This window comes from Pantoea sp. X-Soil-ISGK-259 (assembly GCF_059730705.1).
The window spans coordinates 723,170-747,034 of sequence record NZ_AP035986.1; the positions used below are offsets into that span (position 1 = coordinate 723,170).

The window sequence follows — 23,865 nt, forward strand, 5'->3', positions numbered from 1 at the left end:
TTATTCTTCGTTCGCAGCGCAATCCGCTGTAATGAAGTAGTTACAATAACGTATTGATTATTTTACGGTATCTGGCGTGCTTAATGCGGCCATTTGCTACCCTGGCGACAAGAATAGTGATAAGCGATTCGCTTTGCACCTGCTTTCGCCTTTCGTGCTGAGACTTGACTGAAAAAACGCCGTCCTGGTCATGTCTGCCTGTCGAAACTTCTGCCATGAAATTCGGGTAATGACGAATAGCTTTCACTTATGGCTGCCGCACTCATCAGGCGCTAAGCAGGTGTAAGGTTTGGTAAAAGTGCAATTATTTAACATTTGCCGTAGCGGATTTTTTCATTTTTTTAACCGCGAGTTAGCGCCAGGACAGGCTTTAAGGCGAGGTGAATGTCGCAGACACCATATAGACACAAGGTGAATACTTTGTTACTTTACCGGCACCTCATTGCAATTGGTATTACCAATTTACTCCGGACGCCTGGCTTAATAAGAAGGGATGATGGCTTACAGTAAGATTCGCCAACCTAAGCTCTCCGATGCTATCGAGCAACAGCTCGAATCCCTGATTATGGAAGGCACGTTGCGTCCGGGAGAGAAGCTGTTGCCTGAGCGCGAACTCGCCAAACAATTCGATGTCTCACGTCCGTCTCTCCGCGAAGCGATCCAGCGCTTAGAAGCGAAAGGATTATTGCTGCGCCGACAGGGTGGCGGAACGTTCGTGCAGGAGAATCTCTGGCAAAGCTTAAGCGATCCACTCGTTGAGCTGCTCGCCGGCCATCCGGAATCCCAGTTTGATCTGCTGGAAACGCGCCATGCCTTAGAGGGCATTGCCGCCTATTACGCGGCACTGCGCGGCACAGAGGAAGACCTGCGGCGCATTCGCGACTGCCATCTGAATATCCAGCAGGCGCAGGACAGCGGCGATTTAGACGCCGAAGCGGACGCAGTGATGCAGTATCAGATCGCTGTCACAGAAGCAGCCCATAATGTTGTGCTTTTACATTTGCTACGCTCAATGGGCCCTATGCTGGAACAAAACGTTCGTCAGAATTTCGAATTGCTCTACTCGCGCCGGGAAATGCTGGCAAAAGTGAGCGGTCACCGCGCCAGAATCTTTGAGGCGATTGTGGCCCGTGAGCCAGAAAAAGCGCGCGAGGCTTCACACCGTCACCTGGCGTTCATAGAGGAAATCTTGCTGGACAGAAGTCGGGAGCAGAGCCGTCGAGAACGCTCCCTGCGTCGTTTACAGCAACGTAAGGAATGACGTGCGACAAAGATCGTACTGATATCAGACGAGCCTGCCTGCATCTGCTTTAACAGGCTCCCGATTATTCAACGTATTAGACACAGATAAGGAACACACCCATGTCAGAACGTTTACACAATGACGTGGATCCGATTGAAACTCGTGACTGGCTACAGGCGATCGAATCGGTCATCCGTGAAGAAGGTGTTGAACGTGCACAGTATCTGATTGATCAGGTACTGGGTGCAGCCCGCAAAGGCGGCGTAAACGTGGCTGCAGGATCTTCTGCAATCAGCAACTACATCAACTCTATTGCCGTTGAAGATGAACCCGATTATCCGGGCAACACCTCTCTTGAACGTCGTATCCGTTCCGCAATCCGCTGGAACGCCATCATGTCGGTGCTGCGCGCATCGAAGAAAGATCTGGAACTGGGTGGCCACATGTCCTCCTTCCAGTCTTCTGCGACAATTTATGAAGTGTGCTTTAACCACTTCTTCCGCGCGCGCAGTGAGAAGGATGGCGGCGATCTGGTCTATTTCCAGGGCCACATCTCTCCGGGTATCTATGCGCGTGCGTTCCTTGAAGGCCGCCTGACCGAAGAGCAGATGAACAACTTCCGTCAGGAAGTTGACGGTAAAGGCCTCTCTTCTTATCCGCATCCGAAATTGATGCCGGAATTCTGGCAGTTCCCGACCGTATCAATGGGCCTGGGTCCATTGTCAGCGATCTATCAGGCGAAGTTCCTGAAATATCTGGAACACCGTGGCCTGAAAGATACCTCTGCGCAGACCGTTTACGCCTTCCTGGGTGACGGCGAGATGGATGAGCCAGAATCTAAAGGTGCGATCACCATCGCCACCCGTGAAAAACTGGATAACCTGGTCTTCATCATCAACTGCAACCTGCAGCGTCTGGATGGCCCGGTAACCGGTAATGGCAAAATCATCAACGAGCTGGAAGGCATCTTTGCCGGTGCTGGCTGGGAAGTGATCAAGGTCATCTGGGGCGGTCGCTGGGATGAGCTGCTGCGCAAAGATACCAGCGGCAAGCTGATTCAGCTGATGAACGAAACGGTCGACGGTGACTACCAGACCTTTAAATCCCGCGATGGTGCCTATGTGCGTGAGCACTTCTTTGGCAAATATCCGGAAACCGCCGCGCTGGTTAAAGATATGTCCGATGATGAAATCTGGGCATTGAACCGTGGCGGCCACGATCCGAAGAAAATCTACGCGGCACTGAAAAAAGCGCAGGACACCAAAGGCAAGCCAGTATTGATCCTGGCGCATACCATCAAAGGTTATGGTATGGGCGACACCGCGGAAGGCAAAAATATTGCTCACCAGGTGAAGAAGATGAACATGGATGGCGTGCGCTATATCCGTGATCGCTTCAACGTGCCGGTTGCTGATGACAAAATCGAATCACTGCCGTACGTGACCTTCGAAAAAGGCTCAGAAGAACATGCTTATCTGCATGGTCAGCGCGAGAAGTTAGGCGGCTACCTGCCAACGCGTCAGCCGAAGTTCACTGAAAAGCTGGAAATGCCAGCACTCGAAGAGTTCAGTGCGCTGCTGGAAGAGCAGAACAAAGAGATCTCGACCACCATCGCCTTTGTGCGTGCCCTGAATGTGATGCTGAAGAACAAGTCGATCAAAGATCGTCTGGTTCCAATCCTCGCCGATGAAGCGCGTACCTTTGGTATGGAAGGTCTGTTCCGTCAGATCGGTATCTACAGCCCGAACGGTCAGCAGTACACCCCGCAGGACCGCGAGCAGGTTGCATACTATAAAGAAGACGAGAAAGGCCAGATTCTGCAGGAAGGGATCAACGAGCTGGGCGCAGGTTCTTCCTGGCTGGCTGCGGCGACCTCTTACAGCACCAACAACCTGCCGATGATCCCGTTCTACATCTATTACTCGATGTTCGGCTTCCAGCGTATCGGCGATCTGATGTGGCTGGCGGGCGACCAACAGGCGCGCGGCTTCCTGGTCGGCGGCACCTCGGGTCGTACTACCCTGAACGGCGAAGGTCTGCAGCATGAAGATGGTCACAGCCACATTCAGTCTCTGACTATCCCGAACTGTATCTCTTACGATCCTTCATACGCTTATGAAGTGGCTGTCATCATGCATGACGGTCTGGTGCGTATGTATGGCGAAGCGCAGGAGAACGTGTACTACTACATCACCACGCTGAACGAAAACTACCATATGCCAGCCATGCCGAAGGGCGCGGAAGAGGGTATCCGTAAGGGTATCTACAAGCTGGAAACGGTAGAGGGCAGCAAAGGTAAAGTACAGCTGCTGGGCTCAGGTTCTATCCTGCGTCACGTTCGTGAAGCCGCCCAGATTCTGGCGAAAGATTACGGTATCGGCTCTGATGTCTACAGCGTCACCTCGTTCACCGAACTGGCTCGTGATGGCCAGGATTGTGAGCGCTGGAACATGCTGCATCCGACTGAAGAAGCGCGCGTACCTTACATCGCTCAGGTGATGAATGACGCACCTGCTGTTGCTTCAACCGACTACATGAAACTGTTCGCTGAGCAGGTTCGTAGCTATGTCCCAGCCAGCGATTATCGCGTACTGGGTACCGATGGCTTTGGTCGCTCTGACAGCCGTGAGAATCTGCGTCATCACTTTGAAGTTGATGCATCTTATGTGGTGGTTGCCGCGCTGGGTGAGCTGGCTAAACGCGGCGAGATCGAGAAGAAAGTGGTGGCTGACGCTATCACCAAATTCAATATCGATGCCGATAAAGTTAACCCGCGTCTGGCTTAAGAGGTAATAGAGTAATGGCTATCGAAATTAAGGTACCGGATATCGGGTCTGACGAAGTTGAAGTCACCGAGATTCTGGTGAAAGTTGGCGACAAGGTGGAAGCCGAGCAGTCGCTGATCACCGTGGAAGGCGACAAAGCCTCAATGGAAGTGCCGTCGCCACAGGCTGGCGTAGTCAAAGAGATTAAAATCTCTACCGGTGACAAAGTTGAGACCGGTTCGCTGATCATGGTGTTTGATGCTGAAGGCGCTGCGGAAGCAGCCCCTGCCGCCGCCGAAGAGAAGAAAGCGGACGCGGCGCCTGCGCCAGCCGCTGCTGCGGCCACTGCCAGCAAAGAAGTGGCTGTGCCGGATATCGGCGGTGATGAAGTTGAAGTCACTGAGATTCTGGTTAAGGTTGGCGACAAAGTCGAAGCCGAGCAGTCACTGATTGTTGTCGAAGGTGACAAAGCGTCAATGGAAGTTCCGGCTCCGTTCGCGGGTGTGGTCAAAGCGATCACCATTGCGACCGGCGACAAAGTCAGCACCGGTTCAGCCATCATGGTCTTTGAAGCAGAAGGTGCAGCACCGGCCTCTGATGCGAAGCCAGAAGTGAAAGAAGAAGCGGCATCGGCACCTGCCGCGGCTGCGGGCGCAAAAGACGTTAACGTTCCGGATATCGGGGGAGACGAAGTTGAAGTCACCGAGATCCTCGTTAAGGTTGGCGATAAGGTGGAAGCTGAGCAGTCACTGATCGTGGTTGAAGGCGACAAAGCCTCTATGGAAGTGCCGGCACCGTTTGCGGGTATCGTCAAAGAGCTGAAAGTCGCGACGGGCGATAAAGTCAGCACCGGCTCACTGATCATGGTGTTCGAAGTCGAAGGTGCTGCTCCGGCTGCCCCTGCGGCTGCGAAACAGGAAGCCGCACCGGCGCCTGCTGCCAAATCTGAAGCGAAAGCCGCAGCAGCACCTGCCGCCGCTAAAGCAGAAAGCAAAGGTGAGTTCGCAGAGAACGACGCTTACGTTCACGCTACCCCGGTGATTCGTCGCCTGGCGCGCGAGTTCGGTGTTAACCTGGCGAAAGTCAAAGGCACCGGCCGTAAAGGTCGCATTCTGAAAGAAGACGTGCAGACTTACGTGAAAGAGGCCGTGAAACGCGCTGAAGCAGCACCTGCTGCTGCCAGCGGCGGCGGTCTGCCTGGCATGCTGCCATGGCCGAAAGTTGATTTCAGTAAGTTTGGCGAAATCGAAGAAGTAGAACTGGGCCGTATCCAGAAAATTTCTGGCGCGAACCTGAGCCGTAACTGGGTGATGATCCCGCACGTTACGCATTTCGACAAAACTGATATCACCGACCTGGAAGCTTTCCGTAAGCAGCAGAATGCTGAAGCAGAGAAGCGTAAGCTGGATGTGAAATACACCCCAGTGGTGTTCATCATGAAAGCGGTCGCTGCGGCGCTTGAGCAGATGCCACGCTTCAACAGTTCGCTGTCTGAAGATGCGCAGAAACTGACGCTGAAGAAATATATCAATATCGGTGTGGCGGTTGATACGCCAAATGGCCTGGTTGTTCCGGTCTTTAAAGACGTGAATAAGAAAGGCATTACCGAGCTGTCCCGTGAACTGATGGCGATTTCGAAGAAAGCGCGTGACGGTAAGCTGACAGCGGGCGACATGCAGGGCGGATGCTTCACCATCTCCAGCCTGGGCGGCCTGGGCACTACCCACTTCGCGCCGATCGTTAACGCGCCGGAAGTGGCTATCCTGGGTGTCTCTAAATCGGCGATGGAACCGGTGTGGAACGGTAAAGAGTTTACTCCGCGTCTGATGATGCCGATTTCTCTCTCCTTCGACCACCGCGTGATCGACGGTGCTGATGGTGCGCGATTCATCACCATTATCGGCAATATGCTGTCTGATATTCGTCGTTTAGTTATGTAAATGTTAAGAAGGCCGGCGAATGCCGGCCTTCCTTTAACGATTCGTCGCGCCGCTGTTGGCAGTTTGTTAACAATTCTGTAAACTCTTGCGGTGAAAGTCCCGGTGGAACAAGGGCATTATAAGAACGTCTGACCCGCCGGATATCAATTAAGAGGTCATGATGAGTACAGAGATGAAAACCCAGGTCGTGGTACTTGGGGCAGGTCCTGCAGGTTACTCTGCAGCCTTCCGTTGTGCGGATTTAGGTCTGGAAACCGTACTGGTAGAGCGTTACAGCACCCTCGGTGGTGTTTGTCTGAACGTCGGTTGTATCCCATCTAAAGCGCTGCTGCACGTTGCTAAAGTGATTGAAGAGGCGAAAGCCCTTGAAGAGCATGGCATTGTGTTTGGCCAGCCATCTACTGATATCAACAAGATTCGCAGCTGGAAAGAGAAGGTTATCAACCAGTTGACTGGCGGCCTGTCAGGTATGGCAAAAGGTCGTAAAGTCACCGTGGTTAATGGCCTGGGCAAATTCACCGGTGCTAACACCCTTGTGGTTGAAGGAGAAGGCGGCGCGACCACCATCAACTTCGATAATGCCATCATCGCTGCGGGTTCACGCCCAATCGAACTGCCATTCATTCCACATGAAGATCCACGCGTCTGGGACTCTACCGATGCGCTGGAACTGAAAGAAGTGCCGAAGCGTCTGCTGGTTATGGGCGGCGGCATCATCGGTCTGGAAATGGCGACGGTTTATCATGCGCTGGGTTCAGAGATCGATGTGGTTGAGATGTTCGACCAGGTCATCCCGGCTGCGGATAAAGACGTGGTGAAAGTCTTTACCAGGAAAATCAGCAAGAAATTTAACCTGATGCTGGAAACCAAAGTGACCGCCGTTGAAGCGAAAGACGATGGCATTTACGTTTCAATGGAAGGCAAAAAAGCACCAGGTGAAGCGCAGCGTTATGACGCGGTGCTGGTAGCTATCGGTCGTGTGCCGAACGGTAAAGGTCTGGATGCTGGTAAAGCGGGCGTGGAAGTGGACGATCGCGGTTTCATCCGCGTCGACAAGCAGATGCGTACCAACGTGCCACACATCTATGCTATCGGCGACATCGTCGGTCAGCCAATGCTGGCGCATAAAGGTGTGCATGAAGGCCACGTTGCCGCCGAAGTGATCTCCGGTCTGAAGCACTACTTCGATCCGAAAGTGATCCCTTCAATTGCCTATACTGAGCCAGAAGTTGCCTGGGTCGGTCTGACCGAGAAAGAAGCGAAAGAGAAAGGCATCAGCTACGAGACCTCCACCTTCCCGTGGGCTGCTTCAGGCCGTGCTATCGCTTCTGATTGTGCAGACGGTATGACCAAACTGATTTTCGACAAAGAGACGCACCGTATTATTGGTGGCGCGATTGTCGGCACTAACGGCGGTGAGCTGTTAGGCGAAATCGGTCTGGCGATTGAGATGGGTTGTGATGCGGAAGATATCGCGCTGACCATCCATGCTCACCCGACCCTGCATGAGTCAGTGGGTCTGGCTGCAGAGATCTTCGAAGGTAGCATCACCGATCTGCCTAACGCGAAAGCGAAGAAGAAATAAGTTTCTGCCGCAGCTATTGAGAAAGCTCCCGTAATGGGGGCTTTTTTTTGGCCTGGATTCTGGTGGTGGGATTAGGTGTGATGTTGGGTAAAATCAGAGCGTTAAATTTGGTGGAATTTTTGAGTGCGAATAAGTATTTAGTAATCAGGCAAATAAATTTAGAGTGCTCCACGCGTTAGCAGGGGATAAACCGCCTGTAAATCATGGTTATCCCACGTGACACGTTTTATTGCAGCGGCAGATCTGCTGAATGAACGTGTACTGTCAATTTATGCGTCTCAGGGCCTGCCAATTCTAAGAATACTGACCGAAGGAGGCATAGAGTACTGTGGCAAAGTGGAGCAGCATGATTATCAACTTTGTCTGGCAATAAATGATATAGACCATACGAAGACCAAAGCGATGTCACCATAGACGAACGGCAACTGCGATGCGGTTCCACATCACGATATTGCAGGAATTATATCAGGTGACGTTCCACAAAAACCTGTATGGTGAACCCGACACATTAAAATCTGATCTTAATGACTGGCTGGCTCACTTAATAATTAGCGAACTCATCAGGGGAAAATGTGCCCTGGCCGGACGCTTATGGAAATATTACTTGATGGAAAACGCCTCTGGGCTGAGAAGAATTCAATCCAAATATACTCTGATAGATACCTGTATAAATAACGGGTAACTTTCAGATGAGGCCTGAGCTGATAAAACTTAGTATAGCCCCATGAGGGGCTTACTGATTTGGCCGTTCAGGTAAGACCTTACCTATCAGATAGACAACCCCTATAGATAAGCCAATCGCTATAAGCCTCTCATGCCACGTTTCATAGTGAAAGAACCAGTAGCAGCATAGTAAGAGCAAGAACCCGCCTATGATCGCACCTGACGCCTCTATAAGGCTATACATGATGCGTTTACCTAAGCTCAACTTAGCCGGCCCATTATCTCGCATTAGCGTTTACCTCCTGGTCTACCATCTCAATGATCTTCTCAAAAGCCGGTTGTCCCTGAGTTCGCTTTACATTCAGAGCTTCTAAGAAGGGGTTCAGAGCTGGCTCAACTAAGAAGTAAAGTAAATCATAGTTCCGCACGCGTAGCGCGTTGTAGACTTCTGGGTTGTTCTTTTGAAGCTTTTCAGAGGTGTAGACACATCTCTCTGTCATGCCACCGATCAGTAAAGCATTACCAATCAGGCCACCTCTGACCGCAACAAGGAAGGAGCTACGCTGCGCAATGGTAGTTGCTAACCTTCCGGCTATTAGTGAGTTCGTAAGCGTCCGGCCAGCAACTGAAGCCATCGTTTTGCTATAGATAGCGTTCTGCTTGAATTCAGGCACATTCTTGTTGAAGATATTGAGCACAGTCTCGATTGTCTTCATGAAGTTGTGATTTTCAAGAATGCCATGCCTGATGGCACTAACCATCCTTATTTTCTCTGTTTCACGTTGATAGCGGCTGTCTGTATCAAGAAATCCATAGGCAAGATAGCCAATGTCTGTAGGCACAGACAGGACTCCATGCATTAATCCTATCGCTGACTCAGGCGATATAATGATTTTGGCTATACGCTTTGCGATCTCACTGTAGCTACGCATCCTGAAGGTCCTTATCCTCGCTTACTTTGACTACATAGTAGTCCCTTGCTTCCGGCACTATCCTATCAACCTTGATGCCGACTGTGCCATTGCTTACCTCATCGTAAGGAACACGGTCTATCTCAATGCTTTCAATATTGAGTAAGTGCCAATGATTCTCACTGTGCTGTATTGCGATTTTATCAAACCTTGAGACAGTAAAGTTGCTGTCGGCAGGGATTATAAGGGAGTAAACCACCGCTCGATCATAGCAGTGATTGAAGTCGAGCCGGTGAAGGCTGTGTCTGAAGTCCATGAGGCATTCTTGCTTGAAGGCTTCACGAGCAGCCTCTTTGCTGATAACCCCTGATTCTATCATGTGATAGATGTTGAAAAGCTCATAGGTGAATGTCATACCTCGATTAGCTATCTCAGCATCAGTAATTTGGTTTTCGTTAAAGGGGATCGGCTCTCGTTCTTTAGGCGCTTTGTATCGACGGTGATTGACTGTGTAGATAGCTTTAGTGCCGGATAGACCAAAGATTACCGCTTTGGGCCAGCAATCTGACCGTATGAGAACGTTTGGTATATTAAGATATAGATTACTATAATCTATACATAATGATTGCGATTACTTGAGCAGCGTTCCGGCCTTCACCACAGCCTTATATAACCACAATCAGGGGCCTGCCAATGATCGCCAATCTGGTGTTCCACGCTTGAGGGGGATAAACCGCAGCTTAATCTTTGGAATGCGTGTTTTTTGCGTGTTCCCCGCGTCAACGGAAACAATCTCAGCCTCTTTAGCGCTCAGCTATGCGCTTCTCCTGCGCCACCCGTTCAATAAACATCTGCGCCAGTGCCGCAATGGCGCTATTGGCCGGCAGTCTCTCTTCGTTTATATGCATCACCAGTGAACTGCTGCGTCGGCGGCCCTGCAGTAGCGGCAGGGGACGAAGCTCACCGCTCTCTAAAAGCGCGGCGATATTCTGTTCCGGCAGCCAGCCATAACCTAACTGGTGCTGGACCGCCTCAATCGCGGCCGACAGTGTTGTAAATGACCAGTTTTCCGCTTGTTCGCCATTCACCTCTGACTGCTGCTGTTGCTGACGATCCAGTATGGTAATGCAGGGCCAGCGAGCCAGCGTGGCCGCATTAAGCGGGGCGGGTTCGCGGTGTAATGGGTGGTCACGATGGGCAACGGCGACGAAATCGACACTCATCAGGCTTTCGCCTGCAAACTGCGTATCGCCCTGCTGCGCCACCAGCCAGAGATCGGCCTGATTTTCCGCCAGTCTGTCAGGCGTTTCACTTCGGACGATTTCGCTGAACCAGATACGCACATGGGGATAGCGCTGCTGAAAGGTCTGGAGCACATCAAACAGCAAAGGTTTGGGCAGCGTCGCATCGACCATCAGATCGATGCGTGACCGCTCGCCGCGTTGTAGTGCATTAGCCTGCGCCTCAAGCGCACTGAATCCCGCCAGCAAAGGACGCACCTGCGCGAGCAACTGATGTCCCTCTGCACTCAGCATCGCACGGCGGCCCTCCTGCTGTAACAGCGTCAGCCCCAGCCGCTGCTGAAGCAGGCCCAGCTGGTAGCTCAATGAAGACTGGCTGCGATGGTTCTTCTCCGCTGCCAGCGCAAAACTCCCTTCATTGACTACTGCATCGAGCAGATACCACTGTTCCAGCGTTGTCCTGTACATGTTGACTCATCTAAAAAATGAATTATTTAGCGCTAAAAATAGCGTTATTCATCGCTTTTGTAACGCGCAATAATCCTCTCAACGGAAACAAATGAGGAGTTAATCATGAGTACTTTTGATAAACATGACCTGTCTGGCATCGTCGGTAAACATCTGGTTTATACCTATGACAATGGCTGGAACTACGAGCTCTACATCAAAAATGCCAGCACCATCGACTACCGTATTCACAGCGGCATGGTGGGAAATCGCTGGGTTAAAAATCAGCATGTCTATGTCGTTCGTCTGGCGCAGGATGTCTATAAAGTCTCCTGGACCGAACCTACCGGCACCGATGTCAGCCTGGCCGTTAATCTGGCCGATAAAATCTTCCATGGCACCATCTTCTTCCCTCGCTGGGTAATGAACAACCCGGAAAAAACCGTCTGCTTCCAGAACGATCATCTGGAAGAGATGGCAAAATTCCGCGAAACGGGTCCGGCTTATCCAACTGAGATTATCGATGAATTCGCGACGCTGACCGTTATCCGCGAAGTGGGCGAAAATAATGAAAGCGTGATTGATTGTCCGCCTGACCAGCTGCCTGCCAATTGGCCAGCTAACCTGCAAAATTAACGCAGAACAAAAGCGGTCATGGCGTCCATTTGTTAAAAATGGATTGCCCAGGCAGGCAGTGCAGGTATTAAAAGAGAATTGAGCCCTCTTGCCATGACGGAAAGGGAAGAGGGCGCGTTCTGGCGGCGGGACTAGCCACTATCACTGCAGGAAATGAAAACTACGCTGTAATCCTCTGACGCCAAAAGAACCTCACACTTCGCTCTGGTGTTGAGATTTTGTCAAACTCACCGCTGTTTTACACCCGATTCACACCGCGTTCTATTCCTGTCGGTTATCTATTTCACTGAATCATTTCGCTTAAACCGCTGCAAAGCTGACCTTATCGTGTCGCCATTTCACTGGAATACGGTAAGCTGCTGTGAGACCAAATCGGCTCACTCAGGAGCCTGATGCGGGGAGATAAGCGGGCAGAATGGGCGTAGTGGATTATGTTGTATTTTTGTAAACAGATTAACAAACAGACGGAATCCTGCTATTCTGCCCTCCGCGAAACCGGGCACCTCAACCTGGACGAGAAAGGGAAGTGTGTTCTCCATAAGTGAGCAAGGTGGTCGGAAAGCCCTACATAATGAGAGCGAGGATAACGTCGTGCTAGAAGAATACCGTAAGCACGTTGCCGAGCGTGCTGCCCAGGGAATTGTACCTAAGCCTTTAGAGGCTTCCCAGATGGCCGCGCTGGTTGAACTGCTGAAAAATCCACCTGCGGGTGAAGAAGAATTTTTGACCGATTTATTGGTCAACCGAGTCCCACCTGGCGTCGATGAAGCGGCGTATGTCAAAGCCGGTTTCCTGGCGGCTGTCGCTAAAGGCGAAGCAACCTCTCCTCTGATATCTCCTGAAAAAGCGGTTGAACTGCTCGGCACCATGCAGGGTGGTTACAATATTCACCCGCTGATTGAAGCGCTGGACGATAGCAAGCTTGCCCCAATCGCGGCGAAAGCCCTTTCACACACCCTGTTGATGTTCGATAACTTCTATGATGTTGAAGAGAAAGCGAAAGCGGGTAATGAATACGCGAAGCAGGTGATGCAATCGTGGGCCGATGCGGAATGGTATCTGTCACGTCCTGAACTGGCTGAGAAAATCACCGTTACGGTGTTCAAAGTCACTGGCGAAACTAACACCGACGATCTCTCTCCAGCCCAGGATGCCTGGTCACGTCCGGACATTCCACTGCACGCCCTGGCGATGCTGAAAAATGCCCGTGAAGGCATTGAGCCGGATGAGGCAGGCAACATCGGTCCGATCAAACAGATCGAAGCGCTTAAGACCAAAGGCTTCCCGCTGGCCTATGTCGGCGATGTGGTCGGAACCGGTTCCTCGCGTAAATCTGCCACCAACTCGGTGCTGTGGTTTATGGGCGACGACATCCCGAACGTGCCAAATAAAAAAGGCGGCGGCGTGGTGCTGGGCAGCAAAATTGCGCCAATCTTCTTCAACACCATGGAAGATGCAGGCGCACTGCCGATTGAAGTTGACGTCAACAACCTGAACATGGGTGATGTCATCGACATCTATCCGTTTAAAGGCGAAGTCCGCAATCACGAAACCAACGAACTGCTGGCCAGCTTCGAACTCAAAACCGAAGTGGTGATTGACGAAGTGCGTGCCGGTGGCCGTATTCCGCTGATCATCGGTCGTGGACTGACCACCAAAGCGCGTGAGTCACTGGGTCTGCCGCACAGCACCGTATTCCGTCAGGCGAAAGATGTTGCGGAGAGCACCCGTGGCTTCTCACTGGCGCAGAAAATGGTGGGCCGCGCCTGTGGCGTAGCCGGTGTTCGTCCAGGCGCCTATTGCGAACCGAAGATGACCTCGGTTGGCTCGCAGGATACCACCGGCCCGATGACCCGTGATGAGCTGAAAGATCTGGCTTGTCTGGGCTTCTCGACCGATCTGGTGATGCAGTCCTTCTGTCACACTGCCGCGTATCCTAAGCCAGTGGACGTGAGTACGCACCACACGCTGCCAGACTTCATCATGAACCGTGGTGGTGTATCACTGCGTCCGGGTGACGGCATTATCCACAGCTGGCTGAACCGTATGCTGCTGCCGGATACCGTGGGCACCGGTGGTGACTCCCATACCCGTTTCCCTATCGGCATCTCTTTCCCGGCGGGTTCAGGCCTGGTGGCGTTTGCCGCCGCGACCGGCGTTATGCCGCTCGACATGCCTGAATCGGTGCTGGTGCGCTTCAAAGGTAAAATGGAGCCAGGCATTACGCTGCGCGATCTGGTTCACGCCATCCCGCTGTATGCGATCAAACAGGGTCTGCTGACCGTTGAGAAGAAAGGTAAGAAAAACATCTTCTCTGGCCGTATCCTGGAGATTGAAGGTCTGCCGGATCTGAAGGTCGAGCAGGCGTTTGAGCTGTCTGATGCGTCAGCAGAGCGTTCCGCTGCGGGCTGTACCATCAAGCTGGATAAAGCACCGATTATTGAATACCTGAACTCCAACATTGTACTGCTGAAGTGGATGATCGCAGAAGGCTACGGCGATCGTCGTACACTGGAGCGTCGTGTTGAAAGCATGCAGAAATGGCTGGCCGATCCTCAGTTGCTGGAAGCAGACGCCGATGCTGAATATGCTGCGGTGATCGAAATCGATCTGGCTGACATCAAAGAGCCGATCCTCTGCGCACCAAACGATCCGGACGATGCACGTCTGCTCTCTGACGTTCAGGGCGAGAAGATCGACGAAGTGTTCATCGGCTCATGCATGACTAACATTGGTCACTTCCGTGCCGCCGGTAAACTGCTGGATAGCCACAAAGGTCAGCTGCCAACGCGTCTGTGGGTGGCACCGCCAACCAAGATGGATGCAGCACAGCTAACCGAAGAGGGCTACTACAGCGTATTCGGCAAAAGCGGTGCGCGTATCGAGATCCCAGGCTGTTCACTCTGCATGGGTAACCAGGCACGTGTTGCAGACGGTGCGACGGTGGTTTCCACCTCGACCCGTAACTTCCCGAACCGTCTGGGTAATGGCGCTAACGTCTACCTGGCATCTGCGGAGCTGGCTGCGGTCGCGTCTCTGCTTGGCAAACTGCCAACGCCGGATGAGTATCAGCAATTCATGGAGCAGGTTGATAAAACAGCCAGCGACACTTATCGCTATCTCAACTTTGACCAGCTGGCGCAGTACACTGACAAAGCTGACGGCGTGATTTTCCAGACTGCGGTCTGATTCTTCACCTGGCAGTAACAGAAAGGGGCGATGATTCGCCCCTTTTTTTCGTCCCGGCATTGGCCAGAGAGACGATCAAAAGCTGGATTTCGCCAGACAGCCTGTAATAATGCGCGACGTGTCACACTTTGCCGCGCAGGCAGCGCTGACACTCATTTAGTGACGCGATGACGTTAAGAGGAACGGGCGATGGAATATGAATTTTTACGCGATGTGACCGGACAGATTAAAGTTCGTATGTCGATGGATCATGAAGCGGTCGGCCACTGGTTCAACGAAGAGGTGAAAAACGATCCAGGATTGCTGGATGAAGTCGAAGCCGCAATCGAAGACGTCAAAGGCAGCGTGCGTCAGTGGCAGCGCGTCGGTAGCGAGTACACCATCCTGCTGGATGAGGAAGAGGTAATGATTCGCGCCAACCTGCTGGCTCTGGAGGATGACGGCATGGAAGAGGGGATGAACTACTACGACGAAGAGAGCCTCTCATTCTGTGGCATTGAAGATTTTCTGCTGGTGATCGCCGCCTACCGCCAGTTTGTTAATCAGTACGGTAAACCCGTACGGTAATTTTTACGCTGATACAGGCCGGGCTACCCGAGTCGCCCGGCCTGTTCATCAACTCAGCGACGCACCGCCGCACATCACCAGCTGCTGACCGGTGATTGTCGCGGCCGCAGGCGAAAGCAGGAACCCGACCAGTCCGGCGACTTCCTGCGGCTGAATATAGCGGCCTATCGGTGGCAAGCGCGGCGGGGAACTGGCCCGGCCCGGCTGTTGTAGCATCGGCGTTTCGGTGGCACCTGGCGCCACGATATTGGCTGTAATGCCGCGCGGTGCCAGCTCTGCCGCCCAGCTGCGCACCATGCCGATCATCGCCGATTTAGTGGCCACATACTGACTACGGCACGCCGCACCGCCTGACGTGCGACTACCCAGCAACACGATTCTGCCGCCCGCGTTCATCCGGGGCGCAAAATGGTTGGCCAGCTGTTCTGCGGCGGCAACATGCAGTTGCCACAGGCGTGTGCTGGCGTTCAGATCCAGCTCCCCGAGCGGCGCGGCCTGCATCATTCCCGCTGCATGGATCACCGCCTGCGGCACCGGCAGTTTGTCCAGTAAAGCCTGCAATGCCGCACTGTCGCTGATATCGATCTGATGGCTCTGCCAGCCCGCGTCTGACCGGTTTATCGCCGATCGGCTCAGGCCAATCACCTGCCAGCCCTCATCCAGCAGGCGATCCACAATCGCCTGACCGATGCCGGAACTTGCGCCGGTCACCAGCGCCATCTTTTCAATCACGCGTCACCTCCCTGCACCCAGGACTCCCCGACCCGCACATATTTAATTGCCTGGCGATACCAGGTGTAGGCGATATGGAGTTCGCCGTTCACACCCTGCTTGATGCTGGGGTAAGAGAACTCACGGTTTAACTTCTGCTGAGAGTTATTGGTCATGCAGTAGCCGTCGCCCTCATCCAGATTGCGCTGCAGCGGCCAGCTTTTGCCGCCATCTGTTGAGATCGCCAGCGTCATTGGCGCTCGTGGCGCGCCCCAGAAGGCGGTGCGCCCGCTGTGCACCACCGGCTCGGCGGCAACCGCAACGTCACCGTCTTCTTCATCATCTTCAATTTCGTCATACAGCGACAACCGGCGCTCGCTGGCCCCTTCGGCGCTCATCGCATTGAACACCAGCGCCAGATGACCGTTGCGCAGCGTCGTGACCTGAATGGAGGAGTTATTGTTGGGCAGCGACAGCGGCTCGGGCGCACTCCAGCTTTCACCCTGATCAAACGAGCGGCTCTGGTAGATATGGTCGGCCCAGCGACTGCGGTAGAGTGCCAGCAGCGAGCCATCATCCAGCAGGGTCACGTTCATATGAACGCAGCCGGTGCTGTCAGGCACGCTGACGTCGCGCCAGCTCTGGCCTTTATCTTCTGAGATTTTTACCGCGCTGACGTCATAGCTGCCGACCCACTTTTCGCCGGGCTGCGTCAGGCAGTAAAACACCGGCAGCAGCCAGTTGCCGTTGGGCAGCACGACAATCGGCTGACGAATAAAGGTGCCGGGCTTATCCAGCAGGGTTTTGATCTCGCCCCAGCTTTTGCCCATATCGTGAGACTGGCGATAGCGCACGATCGCGGTGTCCTGATTACCTGATTTCTGCGCCGTCCACAGCAGCCACAGTACCTGGTCGGGATCGAGAAACAGCACCGGATTCTGTTCTGAGCGACCCGGATCGTCAGAAAGCTTCTGCGCGTCACTCCAGCGATCGCTGCCTTTTGTCAGCCGGGAACACCAGACTGAGATATCGGCAATCCCTTCCTGCGTGCCACCAAACCAGACGCAAAGCAGATCGCCATCGGGCAGCGGCAGCAGGTTAGCCGCATGGTTTTGCGGGCAGGAGGAGGGCAGCATCGCAATCTGCTGGGCGCTATCCTGCGGGTGCGGCGCAACCAGGCCGGTGCGTTCTGCGGTGACGGTTTCCTGAGTCATATTAGGCTCCACTATTTTGTGCATTGTGTTGCGGTTGAGGCTGAGACTGGCGTGACGGGATACAGCGGTCAATCACCATAATGATGGCCGGCGTAATCAGCGCCAAATACATATTGTCGATACCGAACGGATTACCCATCAGGAACCAGACGGACGTGACCACGCAGGCACCAATCAGACCGGCGTTGGCACCGCGCGTGCTCTTAAACCACGGCAGATAGAACGCCATGATCGCCACCACGGTGATCGACAGGCGAATCGCGCGGGTAAAGAACGAGAGCTTCAGCACTTCCGGGAAGAACAGGACAAACAGCAGCGGGAAGAAGCCGATGCCAATCGAGATCCAGCGCGTCACTTTAAATTCGCGCTCCGGCGTCGGATTACGATAAGGCACGTAAAAATCTTTCACCACCAGCGAGGCGATGGCCAGCGCAACGGTGCCGACGCTGACGAAAATCGAGGCCACCAGCGAGGTGGTGACGATACCCGCCAGCCACGGTGACATATCCTGCAGAAACACTGGCAGCGCATAGAGGCTCTTGATATCGGGATGCGCAAACTTCGCCGCCACGCCAATCAGCGCCATCGCCAGACCGATCGGCAGGCAGAAGATGAAGGCGACCCAGGTAGCGCGCTTCGCGGACTTCACATCTTTGGTGGAGGAGATCGCCTGGATCACAAACTGCGTACAGAAGATCGAACCCACGGTCCCGATCAGCCAGGCCACAATGGTACTGGCACCGACGTGACCATCCCACGTCCAGTAGAACGCCGGCATTTTCTCGATCATCGGGGCCACGCCGCCGGTCATTTTCAGCGCCACATAGAGAATAATCAGAATCCCGATGTACTTGATGGCGCTGTGCAGCAGCGTAACCCAGGCGACGCCTTTCATGCCGCCAAACGCAAAGTAGAAGGTACTGACCACCGCGGTGATAAAGGCCGCCTGCGTCAGGTCGATCTTCAGCACGGTGGAGATCGCCGCCGCACCGCTGATGTAGTTCCCGACGTTCACCAGCAGCAGCGCATAGATCATAATCAGCGAGATAATGTTCTTGGTTGAGCTGCCATATTTCTCGGCGATGGCACCGGAGATCGTGATTTTTCCGGTGTTGTAGATGCGTTTGACCAGAATCAGGCCAAACAGCGGGAACCCAATCGCCGCGCCAATCACCGACCAGGAGGCGGCGAAGCCATCCTCAAAGGCTGCCTGCGCCGTGCCAATGGTCGATTTTGCCCCGATATACTCTGACATCAGCATAATGCCAACGATAAAGGCGGGCATGGCGCGGGAGCCTTCCATAAAGTCGCCGCTGGTTTTACTGCGCAGCCGCCAGGTCAGCCAGGTGGTGAACAGGATATAGGCGACCACCATGCCGACGATCAGTAAGGTGCTCTCAGTTGAAAATGCTTTCATCATGACCTCGATTGTTCTGGCAGATGGCGACCATCAGGTTCGTTCTCATCTGACCGATAGGGTACAAAGGCGATGGACGTTATTGCAGGTAGTGGTTCACGATTTGACGGATCTGCTGCTGCTCGTCGGCGCTGAACTGCACCGCATAGCGGCTTTCACCCACCTCAAAGCCCTGCAGGCTGACCGCTTTTTTCACGGCGGCCGGTGAGAAACCGATGCTGTACAGCGCGGTGCGCAGGCCGGTGACGTTCTCCTGTGCCTGATGCGAACCGGCAATATCGCCGGCACGGAAGCGCGCCCAGATGGCGTTAATCGCCTCCGGTGCCACGTTTGCCAGTCCGGAAATGGAGGCGGAGCAGCCATCAACGAATCCCTGATGAATCAGCGAGTCAGGGCCGTTCAGCACATCAAAGCCCTCACAGTCGGCGGTGGCCTGCAGAAATCCGCTCAGACTTTCATAGCTGCCTGCGGAGTCTTTAATACCGATGATGTTCGGGTGCACGGCCAGCGTGCGAACGGTCTCTGGCTGCAGGGTATTGCCGGTTCGCGCCGGGATGTTGTAGAGGAACAGCGGCACCGTCAGCGCGTCCGCTACGCGCTGATAGTGGTCGATCAGCTCCTGCTGTTTCAGCGGCACAAACCATGGGGTGATCGCCGAGACGGCATCCACGCCCAGGCGTGCAATCTGTTTGCCGAGCCGGATCGTTTCGCGGGTCGAAATTTCGCCGATGTGCGCCACGACAGGCGCGCGGCCGTTGATCTCATCGACGCAGGTGGTGGTGACGGCGATCTTCTCCTGCTCGTTCAGCACAAAGAACTCGCCATTGGTGCCGCCACAGAAGATGCCGTTTCCGGCGTTGATCTGGCGTCTGACCTGTTCACGCTGTTTCATCGGATCAAAGGCACCTTCACGGTCAAAGGTGGTGACGATGGCGGTCAGTACGCCGTTGATTTTCTTATTCATGACAATCCTCATTACGCCTGGCAGGAAGGGAACAGCGTCAGGTAGACGGCGCGCACATCGTCGGCGGTGACCGCCATCGGCACGTTTTTCATCAGGCGCTGCACGTCGAGCGCCGCTTCCACTAAATAAGGCAGGTGATTCGGGCCGATGCCCAGTGCTTCCAGGCTGGCAGGCAACTGCAGCCGTGCAACCAGCGCGGTGAAGTAGTCGACCAGCGCGTGTGATTTCTCTTCATCGCTTAAACGGACGTCGGCGTCGGGCAGCAGGTCATAGGCCTGAGCGAATTTGCTCACCGCGGCCGGACGGACAAAGCGCATGCAGGGGGCCAGCAGAATGGCGTTGGCAACGCCGTGAGGCAGGTGATATTTGCCGCCAAGCGGATAGGACATCGCATGCACCAGATGCGTCCCGGCATGGGCAATCGATGCGCCGCCATAATAAGAGGCCCAGAGCATCTCCAGCCGTGCCTGCAGATTCTCCGGCTCGCGCAGCGTGGTTTCGAGATTCGCGAACAGCTTCTTCATCCCAATCAGCGCATAGTTGTCGCTGACCGGATTGGCCACGTTGGCGGTGAAGCACTCGATCAGGTGACACAGGGCATCAATGCCGGTAGACGAGGCGATGTGCGGTGGCATGCTGGTGGTGAGTTCCGGCACCAGCGCCACCACATCGGGCAGCATCACTGGTGAAATAATGCCGACTTTGGTCTCTTTCTCCGGGATCGCCAGAATCGCATTCGGCGTCGCTTCAGAACCGGTGCCGCCAGTGGTCGGGATGAGCATTGAACGGGTGCGGCGCTGCGGTTTTTCGCCTGCCAGCAGAGCGTCCAGCGACGGTGCTCCGTCGATGCACAGCACCGAGAGCAGCTTCGCCACATCCAGCACGCTGCCACCGCCGATGCCAATCACCATGTCGGCCTGGCGCTGCGCGAGCGTTTCTATAATCGCGGCCACATCATGCTGGCTCGGCTCGGGCGGCACGCTGTTGACCACGCTGATACGCGGAATCTGATCCCGGAGTTGCCCCATCAGCGCCTGAACCGCCGGAATCGCTTCAATGTTCCGGTCTGTCACTACTATCGCTGTCGTTACGCCATTCAGCAGATAGCGCATGTCGTTTAACGCCTGATAACCGCTAATCACCGTGCTGTTAATATTCATTTCATACCCTTTTTTCTGTCATGACTGAGCAGATGATTAATTTTGCTCAGCGCAATGCGAAGTCAGTCACTCTCTGTGGCTAATTTTATAAGGCATATCGATTTCGATTAATTTGAACTTGCTCACATATAATCAATCATGATTGAATATAATCAAATACAGCGGCAATAGCCTGACAGGAGTGAGGATGGGCTCATCAATATGGAAAACCCCGGTGCTGGTCATCGCCGATGACTTTACCGGTGCTAACGATGCAGGTAGTGGACTGGCACAGGCCGGTGCCCGTGTACATGTGCTGTTCGGCACCGCCGCGCCGCAGCCCGACGAGGCGGCGGATGTGCTGGTAATCAGTACTGACAGCCGGGCGGTCAGCATCAGTCAGGCGGCAGAGCACGTCACGCAGGTGGTACAGCATTACGCGGCACAGTTTCAGCAGGGCTGGCTGTTCAAAAAGATCGACTCCACGCTGCGTGGCAACGTCGGTGCTGAAACGGTGGCGGCACTGCGCGCCAGCGGCAAAAGGCTGGCGCTGGTGGCACCGGCCGTGCCGCGCCTGGGCCGCACCACACGTGAGGGCAGCGTGTGGGTGAATCAGCGGTTACTGACGGATACCGAATTTGCCAGCGATCCCAAAACCCCGATCCTCAGCGCCCGGATTCTCGATCAGATGCAGATCGACGGTATGGAGATCGATCTCGCCACGCTGCGCAGCGATCGGCTGGATGCCGTGCTGGCAGCTGCGCAGGGCGTGGTGGTGGTAGATGCCGAAACGGAGGCCGACCTGGCGCGACTCATTACCGCTGCGGCGCGGCTGGCAGAGAAGCCTCTGCTGGTCGGGGCCGCCGGATTAAGCGATGCGCTGGGTGCTGCGCTCTCAGTTCGTCCTTCTTGTCCTTCGCGGCCTGTGCTGGCGGTGGTGGGATCGATGAGTCGTCAGGCAGAGCAGCAGATCGCCACGCTGCTTAACCAGCAGGCAGTGGAAATCGTGGATGTTGATATTCGTCAGCTGTTTCAGCAGCCCGCCTGGTGTGGCCGGGATAGCTGGATTGAACAGGCGGCTGCCGCACTGCGTGCCGGTCGCCACACGGTGATCCGTACCTGCCAGCATGAATCCCAGCGACACGCGATCGAGGATCTCTGCCAGCAGCACAGCGTGACGCGCCAGCAGCTGGGTGAGGCGATCTGTCAGCTGCTGGGCGAAATGACCCTGAGTCTGTGCCGGGCACAGCTGCCGCATGCGCTCTATCTGTCGGGCGGCGACGTGGCGATAGCCGTTGCTCAGGGGCTGGGGGCCAGCGGCTTTAAAATTCAGGGTCTGGTGACGGGTTGTGTGCCGCACGGGGTTCTGCTTAACAGTGAATTTACTCTGCCGGTGATGACCAAAGCGGGTGGCTTTGGTGATGAAAATACCCTGGTAGCAGCCATTGGTTTTATTGAGGAGAAGTCGAGTGAGTAAAATTATTGCGATCACCATGGGCGATCCGGCGGGCATCAGCCCGGAAATCATCATTAAAGCGCTCTCTGAAGGTGAGCTGAATGGCATTCCTGCCGTGGTGATTGGCTGTGCCAGTACGCTGCGCCGCATTATGGCGATGAACATCACGCCACAGGCCGAGCTGCGGGTGCTGGATCGGGTACAGGATGCACGGTTTGCGCCCGGCATTATCAATGTGATCGATGAGCCGCTGGCCGATCCCGACGCGCTGAAACCTGGCGTGGTGCAGAAAGAGGCGGGGGATCTGGCATGGCGCTGCGTAAAGCGTGCCACCGAACTGGCATTGGCCGGTGAGGTGCATGCCATAGCCACCGCGCCGCTGAACAAAGAGGCGATGCATGCGGCGGGCCATCTCTATCCGGGTCATACCGAACTGCTGGCGCACCTGACTGACACCAAAGATTACGCCATGGTGCTCTACACCGATAAGCTGAAAGTCATTCATGTCACAACCCACATTGCACTGCGTAAGTTCCTCGACACGCTCAATCAGACGCGCATCAAAACGGTAATTGGTATGGCGGACACCTTCCTGCGTCGTGTCGGCTACAGCGCCCCGCGTATCGCCGTGGCAGGTGTTAATCCGCACGCTGGCGAGAACGGGCTGTTTGGCGATGAGGAGATCACCACCGTTGCCCCCGCGATTGAGGCGATGAAAGCGCAGGGGATTGATGTCTCCGGGCCTTGCCCGCCGGACACGGTGTTTCTGCAGTGCCAGGATGGACGCTATGACATGGTGGTGGCGATGTACCATGATCAGGGGCACATCCCGCTTAAACTGCTGGGCTTCTATGATGGCGTGAACATTACCGCAGGCCTGCCGTTTATCCGCACCTCTGCTGACCACGGCACGGCATTTGATATCGCCTGGACAGGTAAAGCGAAGTCTGACAGCATGGCGATCTCGATTAAACTCGCGATGCAGCTCGCATAGGGAAATATGAAGGGACAGAGCCGTCTTGACCAGATTATGGATTACCTGAAAAGCCATAATCTGGTGACTGTTGAGCAACTGGTCAGTGCGATTTCCGCCTCACCCGCCACGATTCGACGTGATTTAATTAAGCTGGATAAAGAGGGCGTGATCAGCCGCAGTCATGGCGGCGTCACCCTGAATCGTTTTATTCCTGCCCAGCCGACTACGCTGGAGAAAATGCAGCGGAACCTGGCCGAGAAGCAGGCGATCGCCGCATGCGCCGCCAGTTTTGTCCGGGCGGGCGATGCGGTGGTGCTGGATGCAGGAACCACCATGCTGGAGCTGGCGCGACAGCTCACCCATCTGCCGCTGCGGGTCATTACGGCCGACCTGCACATTGCACTGTTTCTGTCTGAGTTTAAGCAGATCGAAGTGACGATTATTGGCGGCCGGATCGACGACTCCAGTCAGTCCTGTGTGGGTGAACATGGACGGCGGTTGCTGCGCAGCATCAATCCCGATATTGCGTTTGTCAGCTGTAACTCCTGGAGCCTTGAGCGCGGTATTACCACGCCGACTGAAGAGAAAGCGGGGCTGAAACATGACCTGCTGGCCAATGCGGCGCGTCGGGTTCTGCTGGCGGACAGCAGTAAATATGGCTCCTGGTCGCTGTTCTGCGCGTCACCGGTGGATGATCTGACCGATGTAGTGACCGACAGCCGGTTAGACGAGGATGTCTGCCGCACGCTGCGCGAGCGCGGTATTACGCTGGCGCTGACCTCTGCCTGAACTGAACGCGCC

18 protein-coding genes and 1 pseudogene are annotated in these 23,865 nt (G+C 54.6%); 11 read left to right on the forward strand and 8 right to left on the reverse strand.

Annotation, left to right across the window (positions count from 1 at the left end; translation table 11 throughout):
• Positions 1-496: 496 nt before the first annotated feature.
• The 5 genes and pseudogenes from pdhR to AC6I77_RS03240 all read left to right on the forward strand — a co-directional run.
• Complete coding sequence (gene pdhR, locus AC6I77_RS03220) at positions 497-1,261, forward strand: pyruvate dehydrogenase complex transcriptional repressor PdhR (protein WP_008925589.1); 765 nt, start codon at positions 497-499, stop codon at positions 1,259-1,261.
• A gap of 101 nt (positions 1,262-1,362) precedes the next feature.
• Positions 1,363-4,029, forward strand: coding sequence for a pyruvate dehydrogenase (acetyl-transferring), homodimeric type (gene aceE, locus AC6I77_RS03225; protein WP_003854711.1), 2,667 nt, complete (start codon positions 1,363-1,365; stop codon positions 4,027-4,029).
• A gap of 14 nt (positions 4,030-4,043) precedes the next feature.
• Positions 4,044-5,948, forward strand: a complete 1,905-nt coding sequence (gene aceF / locus AC6I77_RS03230) for a pyruvate dehydrogenase complex dihydrolipoyllysine-residue acetyltransferase (RefSeq protein WP_110411649.1) — start codon at positions 4,044-4,046, stop codon at positions 5,946-5,948.
• Between the two features lie 160 nt (positions 5,949-6,108).
• Complete coding sequence (gene lpdA, locus AC6I77_RS03235) at positions 6,109-7,533, forward strand: dihydrolipoyl dehydrogenase (RefSeq protein WP_033763238.1); 1,425 nt, start codon at positions 6,109-6,111, stop codon at positions 7,531-7,533.
• A 228-nt stretch (positions 7,534-7,761) separates the two neighbouring features.
• Positions 7,762-8,208: pseudogene (locus AC6I77_RS03240) on the forward strand (transposase family protein); the annotation flags it as partial.
• A gap of 266 nt (positions 8,209-8,474) precedes the next feature.
• On the opposite strand, the gene AC6I77_RS03245 reads toward AC6I77_RS03240, so the two are convergent.
• From AC6I77_RS03245 to AC6I77_RS03255, 3 genes are all read right to left on the reverse strand, one after another.
• Complete coding sequence (locus AC6I77_RS03245) at positions 8,475-9,128, reverse strand: Ssp6 family T6SS pore-forming effector (protein WP_008925593.1); 654 nt, start codon at positions 9,126-9,128, stop codon at positions 8,475-8,477.
• A complete protein-coding gene (locus AC6I77_RS03250) occupies positions 9,121-9,522 on the reverse strand; it encodes a hypothetical protein (protein ID WP_008925594.1) in 402 nt (133 codons plus the stop codon). Before AC6I77_RS03250 ends, AC6I77_RS03245 begins: the two co-directional genes overlap by 8 nt.
• A 388-nt stretch (positions 9,523-9,910) precedes the next feature.
• Positions 9,911-10,816 carry a LysR family transcriptional regulator gene (locus tag AC6I77_RS03255; protein ID WP_003854707.1) on the reverse strand — a complete coding sequence of 302 codons (906 nt, stop codon included), beginning with the start codon at positions 10,814-10,816 and terminating at the stop codon, positions 9,911-9,913.
• Positions 10,817-10,921: 105 nt separating this feature from the next.
• Here AC6I77_RS03255 and AC6I77_RS03260 point away from each other — a divergent pair, with 105 nt between their 5' ends.
• The 3 genes from AC6I77_RS03260 (at position 10,922) to yacL (ending at position 15,187) form a co-directional block, all read left to right on the forward strand.
• Complete coding sequence (locus AC6I77_RS03260) at positions 10,922-11,431, forward strand: phenolic acid decarboxylase (protein ID WP_003854706.1); 510 nt, start codon at positions 10,922-10,924, stop codon at positions 11,429-11,431.
• Between the two features lie 591 nt (positions 11,432-12,022).
• Positions 12,023-14,620 carry a bifunctional aconitate hydratase 2/2-methylisocitrate dehydratase gene (gene acnB, locus AC6I77_RS03265; protein ID WP_008925596.1) on the forward strand — a complete coding sequence of 866 codons (2,598 nt, stop codon included), beginning with the start codon at positions 12,023-12,025 and terminating at the stop codon, positions 14,618-14,620.
• Positions 14,621-14,809: 189 nt separating this feature from the next.
• Positions 14,810-15,187 (forward strand): protein YacL, encoded by a 378-nt coding sequence (yacL, locus tag AC6I77_RS03270; RefSeq protein WP_039658763.1) that lies wholly within the window; start codon positions 14,810-14,812, stop codon positions 15,185-15,187.
• Positions 15,188-15,235: 48 nt separating this feature from the next.
• On the opposite strand, the gene AC6I77_RS03275 is transcribed toward yacL, so the two are convergent.
• The 5 genes from AC6I77_RS03275 to AC6I77_RS03295 all read right to left on the reverse strand — a co-directional run bounded on the left by AC6I77_RS03275 (position 15,236) and on the right by AC6I77_RS03295 (position 20,653).
• Positions 15,236-15,907, reverse strand: coding sequence for an SDR family NAD(P)-dependent oxidoreductase (locus AC6I77_RS03275; protein WP_179291181.1), 672 nt, complete (start codon positions 15,905-15,907; stop codon positions 15,236-15,238).
• 8 nt (positions 15,908-15,915) lie between these two features.
• Positions 15,916-17,112 (reverse strand): sialidase family protein, encoded by a 1,197-nt coding sequence (locus AC6I77_RS03280; RefSeq protein WP_008925597.1) that lies wholly within the window; start codon positions 17,110-17,112, stop codon positions 15,916-15,918.
• 1 nt (position 17,113) lies between these two features.
• Positions 17,114-18,529, reverse strand: coding sequence for a sodium:solute symporter family protein (locus AC6I77_RS03285; RefSeq protein WP_003854696.1), 1,416 nt, complete (start codon positions 18,527-18,529; stop codon positions 17,114-17,116).
• Positions 18,530-18,608: 79 nt separating this feature from the next.
• A complete protein-coding gene (locus AC6I77_RS03290) occupies positions 18,609-19,493 on the reverse strand; it encodes a dihydrodipicolinate synthase family protein (protein ID WP_003854693.1) in 885 nt (294 codons plus the stop codon).
• Positions 19,494-19,504: 11 nt separating this feature from the next.
• Positions 19,505-20,653, reverse strand: a complete 1,149-nt coding sequence (locus AC6I77_RS03295; protein ID WP_039658758.1) for an iron-containing alcohol dehydrogenase — start codon at positions 20,651-20,653, stop codon at positions 19,505-19,507.
• Between the two features lie 187 nt (positions 20,654-20,840).
• On the opposite strand from AC6I77_RS03295, the gene dtnK reads away from it, so the two are divergent.
• From dtnK to AC6I77_RS03310, 3 genes are read left to right on the forward strand one after another with little or no spacing between them, the layout of a single operon-like run.
• Complete coding sequence (dtnK, locus tag AC6I77_RS03300; protein ID WP_039658756.1) at positions 20,841-22,109, forward strand: D-threonate kinase; 1,269 nt, start codon at positions 20,841-20,843, stop codon at positions 22,107-22,109.
• On the forward strand, positions 22,102-23,082 hold the full coding sequence (locus tag AC6I77_RS03305) for a D-threonate 4-phosphate dehydrogenase (RefSeq protein WP_003854687.1): 981 nt from the start codon (positions 22,102-22,104) through the stop codon (positions 23,080-23,082). The genes dtnK and AC6I77_RS03305 overlap by 8 nt, the downstream gene beginning before the upstream one ends.
• Before the next feature lie 6 nt (positions 23,083-23,088).
• Positions 23,089-23,853: a DeoR/GlpR family DNA-binding transcription regulator gene (locus tag AC6I77_RS03310; protein ID WP_003854682.1), complete on the forward strand. Its 765-nt coding sequence runs from the start codon at positions 23,089-23,091 to the stop codon at positions 23,851-23,853.
• Positions 23,854-23,865: the final 12 nt, after the last annotated feature.